The 7,394-nt window shown below is 42.4% G+C and carries 6 protein-coding genes; all 6 read left to right on the top strand.

Annotation, left to right across the window (positions count from 1 at the left end; genetic code table 11):
• Positions 1-483 precede the first annotated feature (483 nt).
• Positions 484-774, top strand: coding sequence for a S24/S26 family peptidase (locus Q8M98_05150; protein ID MDP3114148.1), 291 nt, complete (start codon positions 484-486; stop codon positions 772-774).
• 221 nt (positions 775-995) lie between these two features.
• The gene (locus Q8M98_05145) at positions 996-2,387 is read left to right on the top strand and encodes a hypothetical protein (GenBank protein ID MDP3114147.1); all 1,392 of its coding nucleotides are present in this window, start codon (positions 996-998) and stop codon (positions 2,385-2,387) included.
• Entirely contained in the window at positions 2,384-4,099 is a 1,716-nt protein-coding gene (locus Q8M98_05140; GenBank protein MDP3114146.1) for a hypothetical protein, read from the top strand. Before Q8M98_05145 ends, Q8M98_05140 begins: the two co-directional genes overlap by 4 nt.
• Before the next feature lie 293 nt (positions 4,100-4,392).
• Complete coding sequence (locus tag Q8M98_05135) at positions 4,393-4,563, top strand: hypothetical protein (GenBank protein MDP3114145.1); 171 nt, start codon at positions 4,393-4,395, stop codon at positions 4,561-4,563.
• Between the two features lie 599 nt (positions 4,564-5,162).
• Positions 5,163-6,755 carry a DNA methyltransferase gene (locus tag Q8M98_05130; protein MDP3114144.1) on the top strand — a complete coding sequence of 531 codons (1,593 nt, stop codon included), beginning with the start codon at positions 5,163-5,165 and terminating at the stop codon, positions 6,753-6,755.
• A gap of 67 nt (positions 6,756-6,822) precedes the next feature.
• On the top strand, positions 6,823-7,394 hold a 572-nt coding region (locus Q8M98_05125), incomplete at its 3' end, for a TdeIII family type II restriction endonuclease (protein MDP3114143.1).

Raw genomic sequence — 7,394 nt, 5'->3', positions numbered from 1 at the left:
AAGCTGATATTGATTGCTCAATGGCTTCCAATGTGCATGAATCCAAGCTCTGCTTAGGTCGTCCCATTTCTCACTCCTTCTAAGTTTAGATATGAGACAATATAATCAGTATTTATGGCATGTCAATATAAATCTTGTATTAAATGTCCCGGAATGAACAACTGCGAACATTGATGATACCATTATCGAAGTATAATGCAGCAGTTGACCAGTAATTCTGATTATAATAACAAAAAAATGATCTTCTGAACTCGCAGTATTCATAGGAGGACATGGGGGCGTTCATACCCATATATATCCCACCCCAGCGGTAATCACTGTCCTCACTGTAAACATCGAAAGTAATCGGGGATTGCTCTGTCCCAATGGCGTTAATTCTGCCATATACAACTATCATCTTAGACACAGGCTGAGTGTTTCCGCTCCAATAAAAATTATAGATGTCGCTTTTGGGAGCGCCAACAACACTAATTTCTGTTCCGGGTGGCAGGCAGCTCAATGGAACCGCAAATCCTCTCCGGCGATCTGGTCATCTGCTCCCGTGACTGGCGCGGCATCCAAATCAACAACCGCATCATGGCTTTCCGCACTCCAGACGGCATTACGCTGAAGCAGCTCGTCCTCGTTCCCAAACAAAAAACCGCCTGGCTAATGCCCATCAACCACGAATTCACCCCCATCCCTTACACCAAAGACTCTTCTGACTTAACTATGATCGGCATCCTCGACACCCTCATCCGAAAATATAATACCGCTCCCCGCTGTCCAGATTAACCTACATATATCTACATCCCTATCAATGGACGATTGTATCAGCTAAGTCACGAGAAAATATAATAATACAGGTTTGTCCAGTTTTCCTTGTCCAAAATCGTCCAGTTTTCCTTGTCATTTTTTCCAGTTTTCCTTGTCACGCGACATCTCTATCACGACATTCACGCCCAGAAAGTTAAGAAACTAAAAAAAGCTTGACCGAATTTCGAGAGATTTTTCTAATGGATTTACTAAAAACTGGAGGTGACACAATGCGTTACAAAGAAGTCTTCGTTATGGTGCTCTTTGTGCTGTTATTTCTGACGGCTTGTGATTCTGATTTGATGAAACCCGGTAGCTATTTACCGGATAATGCAAATCAAGAGCCATTGTTTAATCGGTCTTCGTTAATGTCTCAGGATGGGAATTGTTATATTGGATATCGAAATTACAATATCCGTCCTGATCGTGTAAGTCTAACCTGGCAAGAGAGCAATGATGACAATTTCCTTTGCTATAAGCTTCTCCGTAACAATCAATTGATTGGGAACATTTATAGCAAAGCGAATACCTCCTCTATTGATTCTTTGCTAACTCACAATACTGTTTATCGTTACTCGGTTGCGACTCAAGTGCGCACGGGATTGAGCAAGATTGACACTCTTACCGTAAAAACAGCCTCAAGGCTTGCTCCAGAAATAATGTTTCGAGTTAATATTAATAACCAGGTGATAATATCTTGGCGTGATCGAAGTGACATTCCGGGCAGTTTCAAGTTGTTCCGTGATAATGTCCTATTAGCTGCTGCCAATGAAGTGCTTCCTGCCAATCCAAATTATGTCTATACCTATCAGGACAATGCCGTGGTGCAATATAATACCTATAGCTATAGATTACAGAAAATCGGTTTGATGGATGACACTCCTCTGACGGCTCCCGCTAATGTTTACGTAAATTATCGGATGCAATCCCCCAATTTGCAATCTTTGCAACAGACAGGGAGTACGCCTGCGGTTCGCTTGAACTGGTCGGAAACCTGCAATAGTGAAACAGGCTTCAGAATCTATCGCGAGCTAGTAGGCGGAACAGTTTTTCAGCTTGTGGGAACACTCAATGTGACAAATCAAACTCAGTACATTGACGAATATAATCTGGCAATTGGCAACACTTACAGATATTATATCACAGCAATTGATACGGACATTACACCGATTTATGAAACACCGCCATCCAATATTCGAAGTATAACTTTGATTGAAAATGTCTTAGTCCAATGGAAAGTTGCTCTGCTTGATAGCTACGGTGATGGCTGGAACGGAGGATATTTATTCGTATTTGTCAATGGTATTCCTGTTCACTCATACGTTACAATAGATGATGGATATGGTCCCCAATACCACACCTTCGATGTTACCAACGGTGACCTGATTACCACATATTATTCCCCCGGTGAGTGGCCTTCTGAAAACTACTATGCCATCATTGATCACAATAATCAGATCGTCGCTCAATCAGGCGGTACATGGACAAACCCAGGTTATAGCACACCCCAAAGTATTACAACCACGATCGTCGTTATTATCGGCGGTAAATTACTCGCAAGTATAGATTCAGTAATAGGAGGTGAACAATGAAACGGATGTTATTTATCGCGATAATCTTAACTATCTTTACAGTCTGCTGCGCCCAGGAAATCAATTCTTTTCGCCATCTCTCCACCAGTGGCGCTTTGGATGATGATTTGGAATATGTTTTCAGTCCTCTTGATCTGTATTATTTGAATGGGACGAAGCTGTTTAGCAATCTCAGTAATTTTGATGCCAATGACCAGATCTTTATGACAAACGGTGGCAATTACCTTCTGCTGGGTGCAGCGTCTGACAAGGCATTGTTTCAGAAACTAAAGGCTGCCTTTCTGTTTAAGTATTATGTTAACAAGTTTCCTTTACAAATAGACTGCTCTCCGGAGCCAAATATCTTCACCACAAGCTGGGGAGAAGTGGAGTATGATTGGCAGTCTTACTATGATACAAACAACAATGGTTTGTATGACAGGTATAGGAATATCACACAAAAGTACAAAAACCTGATCTTGGATCATGGAAATGAAACCTTTCTGACCCTTGCCTATGAGTTAACACCCAAGAAAATACTGGGTTACAAAATCGGATATCTGAAATCTTTACAAAGCGAAACCTATGCTAATTCCGCCTTGTTGGATTTTAACTATGGCGCTCCTACAACTGATTACTACTCCAGAATAATGAACCTACCTGATCAGGACCCTACCGCTACTGAATATAACTATGAATTAACCCGTGAGGGAGATTTCAACACGGAGGTGTCGGAACATGCCATCCACAATGAATTCGGGTATATGCAGCTTGGAACCAAGCGGGAGTTGTCATGTTCCTATGTATTCCGCTATATGAAAATGGAAAACATCACTGATGACCAAGCGAATAGAATTGAGCATAACGCCATAGAGACTACCGAATCGGAATCAGCCTATCTGAAATCCGCACAAGATGGTTTGTATAATGAGCTGTCCGGGCGTGCGCGCTTCACTCTCGTCCCAGATCAGGATCGAAAAAAAGAAGGATTTGTAAGCTTCAATTTGGCGCTCGGGATCTTGAACCTGGATGCTATCGACAATGATCTCTACCAGTATGAAGATTACGCTCCCAATAGCAATCATCACACGATTTTGGAAAACTTGAGAGAAACCGGCGACATCAGCGGACTGGATTTAAACACCTCCGTGAAATTCGGCTATCCTCTGAATAAAAATACCTTTTTCGGCACAGGGTTATACTATCATTTCCATAAGCATACTCAAGATGGTGATTTCAACTATTCCTATAGTTCAATTGATACTCTTTTCAACACATCAGGTGCCTGGAATAGTATTCGTAAGGAAACATCCATTTCGTCAGGTAAAACCAAGCATGTAAATTCGGTTAGCTCTATAAGAATCCCGGTTGGCTTGGAATACTGGTTTTCCACGAATCAGAAATGGGCAATGCGTTTTGGCTCTGTATTCACACAAGTAGTGGACATAATGAATGATAGCTACAGACCAACGCTGATCGAACCAACTTTGATTGAGATATATTATCCCAATCAAACCAATCCTTATGTCATGCTCGCGGATAATAGCTATCTGGTTGAAAGTCATAGTATAAAGACCAATACTTCTGCCACGGACTTTAGCTATGGGCTTTGCTATAAAGCAAATAATAACCTACAGGTCGAGCTGATGAGTATGTTTGATCAAGATAATCTTGATTTTTGGAACACCTCCTTCTTTCGAAATCTAAAATTATCCTTTACAATTAGCTTTTAGCAAACAATCTGGGGGAAAGGGTTTTAATCTACCCTTTTCCCTTTTGTATTCTAATCTGACTGTATGTGGGAATATGTGATAGGGGAAGGAAACTAAAATCCCATTCTCTCATCTCATTCTCTCACAATCACATACAGGTAATTTCCTCATTCTTCCTTGCTTGAAAGCGTTAATCAAGTGATTATCTCCCATTAATCAAGCGTTAATAATTAACGCTTGATTAAGGTGGGATAAAGAAGTGATTGACAACTTGGAGCAAGGGCGGATAATGGGACAAAGAAGTGGAGGAAACCATGAAAGCTACTGTAAAGGAAGGCATTAAAGGATTTTCCGGCAAGCTGGATGATGCCGTTTATTACTACCATCCCCGTCTGAAAAGAACCCTGATGCGTAAGGCACCAAAAATGCCGCTGCAGGAACAAAACATCAAATACGGCAATATAGCCCGTCAGACTCAAGTTTGACAGCACGATTTTGTAAGGCACAATAAGACAATATATTACAACGTGAAAAAAAGTTGTTGGCACAACAAAACCGCTTCTGAACGCTTGGTGATGAGTTAGATAATTATAGATTTGGGGATTGCCACTCCGGTGGAGGCGAGTACTTTGCCTGCGCATCCACTCACATTGGTTCTAACCCGGATACTTTTCACATCGTTACTTATGTCAATGTAACCCAAAGAGTTCAGATCATCTACTCTGTTGAGAATTGAGAATTGAAAATTGAAAATTGAGAATTGCTGGGAACCGAAACACGGAACTCACCCGTTCACTCATTCACCATCTCACCTGTGGTCTTCTTCTCAATAGAACACAGATGACGCGGATCGTGATGATCATCATGATCACTGAAATCTGAAGCGAAACAACTCGTTCAACTGTTCACTTGTTCACCCGCTCACCCGTTGACTTCGCAGGATCGGTGGCATGGAACTATCGGGTGTCCAGTTTTCTATTGACACCAATTAAGCCAGTTTTTAACTGGTCATCGGTTCTCATTGTAGAATTAATGGACTTGAGAGCTTTTTTTTACCATATCGAGAGTTTTAGGGAGAGATAAAATGGCAATGGAAGCCACTGATCTGATCAATGTGAAGGATGCCAGCGGATGGGCGACAAGCCACCTTGGAAAATATGTTTCGACATCCAATATCAGCTATCTGATCCAATATGGGCGCATCCGCAAATACGGGGACAATGGTACTGTATTGATATCAAAGCATGAATTGCATGAATACTATAAGACATACAATGGCAGCAGGGAGATGACCTGGCGTCAGCAGCTTGGCGAAGACCTGAATTGGGCTTTGTCATTTGACCAATATAAAGAAGCTGAAACCACCAAACACGTTCATCGGCTGCATCCATACAAGGGCAAATTCATCCCCCAACTCGTCGAGTATTTTCTTGATCGCCACACTGATAGCTTTAAGACCGAGACTTTTTTCAAGCCTGGGGACATCGTTTTGGACCCCTTTGCCGGTAGCGGGACTACTTTGGTGCAAGCAAGCGAGCTCGGGCTGCATGCAGTGGGTGTGGATATCTCAGCTTTTAATGTGATGATTTCAGGCTGTAAGGTGAAAAAATATGACTTGAGCGATGTTCAATCCGAGAGCGAACGCATCACAAAGGCGCTGAAGCTATTTCTCACGGACTCAAAAACCATTGAATTTGAAGATAGACTGCTCAAGGAACTGTATGAATTCAACAACAAGTATTTTCCAGTACCGGATTATAAATATCGGTTGAGAAACAATCAGGTTGATGAAAAAACGTATGGAGCCGAAAAAGAGCAAGAGTTTCTGCCAATGTACCTGGATTTGATCGAGACGTATAAAATCAAGTTGCTTCAGGAGAATCCCCTCACATTTATGGATAAATGGTTCATCAGACCCATACGTTCGGAGATCGATTTCGTCTATCGTGAGATTCAGAAGATCAGCAATGGCTTCACAAAGAAAATCCTCGGCATCATCCTGAGCCGCACCATCAGAAGCTGCCGCGCCACCACCCATGCCGATCTGGCAACGCTCAATGAACCTATTACCACGACATATTATTGCTCAAAGCATGGCAAAATGTGCAAGCCGCTCTTCTCCATGCTCAAATGGTGGACAACCTATACCAAGGACACAACCAGCCGCCTTAAGCAGTTTGACAACTTGAGAACTGACACTATGCAGGTTTGCGTCACCGGCGACAGCAGAAACATCGACATACAGGATAAAGTGAAACAAGTAGAGCCTGCCCTCGCTTCACTGATCGACTCTCAGAAGATCAAGGGTATATTCACCTCTCCTCCCTATGTGGGTTTGATCGACTATCATGAGCAACATGCCTATGCCTATGATCTGTTTGGTTTTGAACGACACGATGAACTGGAAATCGGTCCGCTTTTCAAGGGGCAGAACAGAGCAGCCAAACAAAGCTATGTTCTGGGGATAAGCGAGGTTCTCAATAACTGCAAACGCTTTCTGGCGGATGATTATGACGTGTTTATGGTTGCCAATGACAAATGCAATTTGTATCCAATCATTGCTGAAAATGCCGGCATGAAAATAGTGAATCAATACAAACGACCCGTGTTGAATAGAACCGAAAAGGATAAGGGTGCTTACTCGGAGATCATCTTCCATTTGAGGAAAATGGTGTAATTTGCGGAATACACTTTGAGGAAATTAATGAGTTTTATGTATAAAACGGATAAGGAGTAAGTGATTTATGCCCCTAACCCCACGACAAACCAAACTACTTGAAGAAATCCTGATCAATAGCCTGAGAGCCAAGTTTCAAAACCACAATCCCGAACCCGCTTCCATGCCTTTTCATACCAGATTGTTGGGCAAGGACAGGTTGGCATTGTATTCATTTATCCACTCTTTGAATACGAATTTTGGGACTACTGTCTTTGAACCGGTTGCCGTAGCACTTGGATCAAATCGTTTCGCATTGTCATCAAAACAGATATCGGCTGGAAATCGCATTTCCTCAGACGCCCATCATGTTATCCAGAACATAATGAATGGTTTGACAACAGCCACTACCGCACCAAACAAGATTGCCGAGATCGACGCTATCCGACAAGTATGCAACAAGGGAACTATGCAGAATGTAAACCTGACCAGAGTTGATTTGAAGCTAATAGCATCAATCGGCGCGATTTACCTGATAGACATCAAGACCGCAAAACCGAACGCCGGAGGCTTCAAAGAATTCAAAAGAACATTGCTTGAATGGGCGGCTGCGACCTTGGCAGATAATCCTGAAGCGGAAGTCCACACCTTGATAGCCAT

The sequence above is a fragment of the Candidatus Cloacimonadaceae bacterium genome (assembly GCA_030693415.1).
Lineage (GTDB): Bacteria > Cloacimonadota > Cloacimonadia > Cloacimonadales > Cloacimonadaceae > JAUYAR01.
This window is presented reverse-complemented; position numbering and strand designations above follow the sequence as displayed.

Excerpts from the sequence above, each read along its gene's own strand:
- Q8M98_05130 (MDP3114144.1), top strand. The coding sequence starts at position 5,163 with ATGGCAATGGAAGCCACTGATCTGATCAATGTGAAGGATGCCAGCGGA.
- Q8M98_05135 (MDP3114145.1), top strand. The coding sequence starts at position 4,393 with ATGAAAGCTACTGTAAAGGAAGGCATTAAAGGATTTTCCGGCAAGCTG.
- Q8M98_05140 (MDP3114146.1), top strand. The coding sequence starts at position 2,384 with ATGAAACGGATGTTATTTATCGCGATAATCTTAACTATCTTTACAGTC.
- Q8M98_05145 (MDP3114147.1), top strand. The coding sequence starts at position 996 with ATGGATTTACTAAAAACTGGAGGTGACACAATGCGTTACAAAGAAGTC.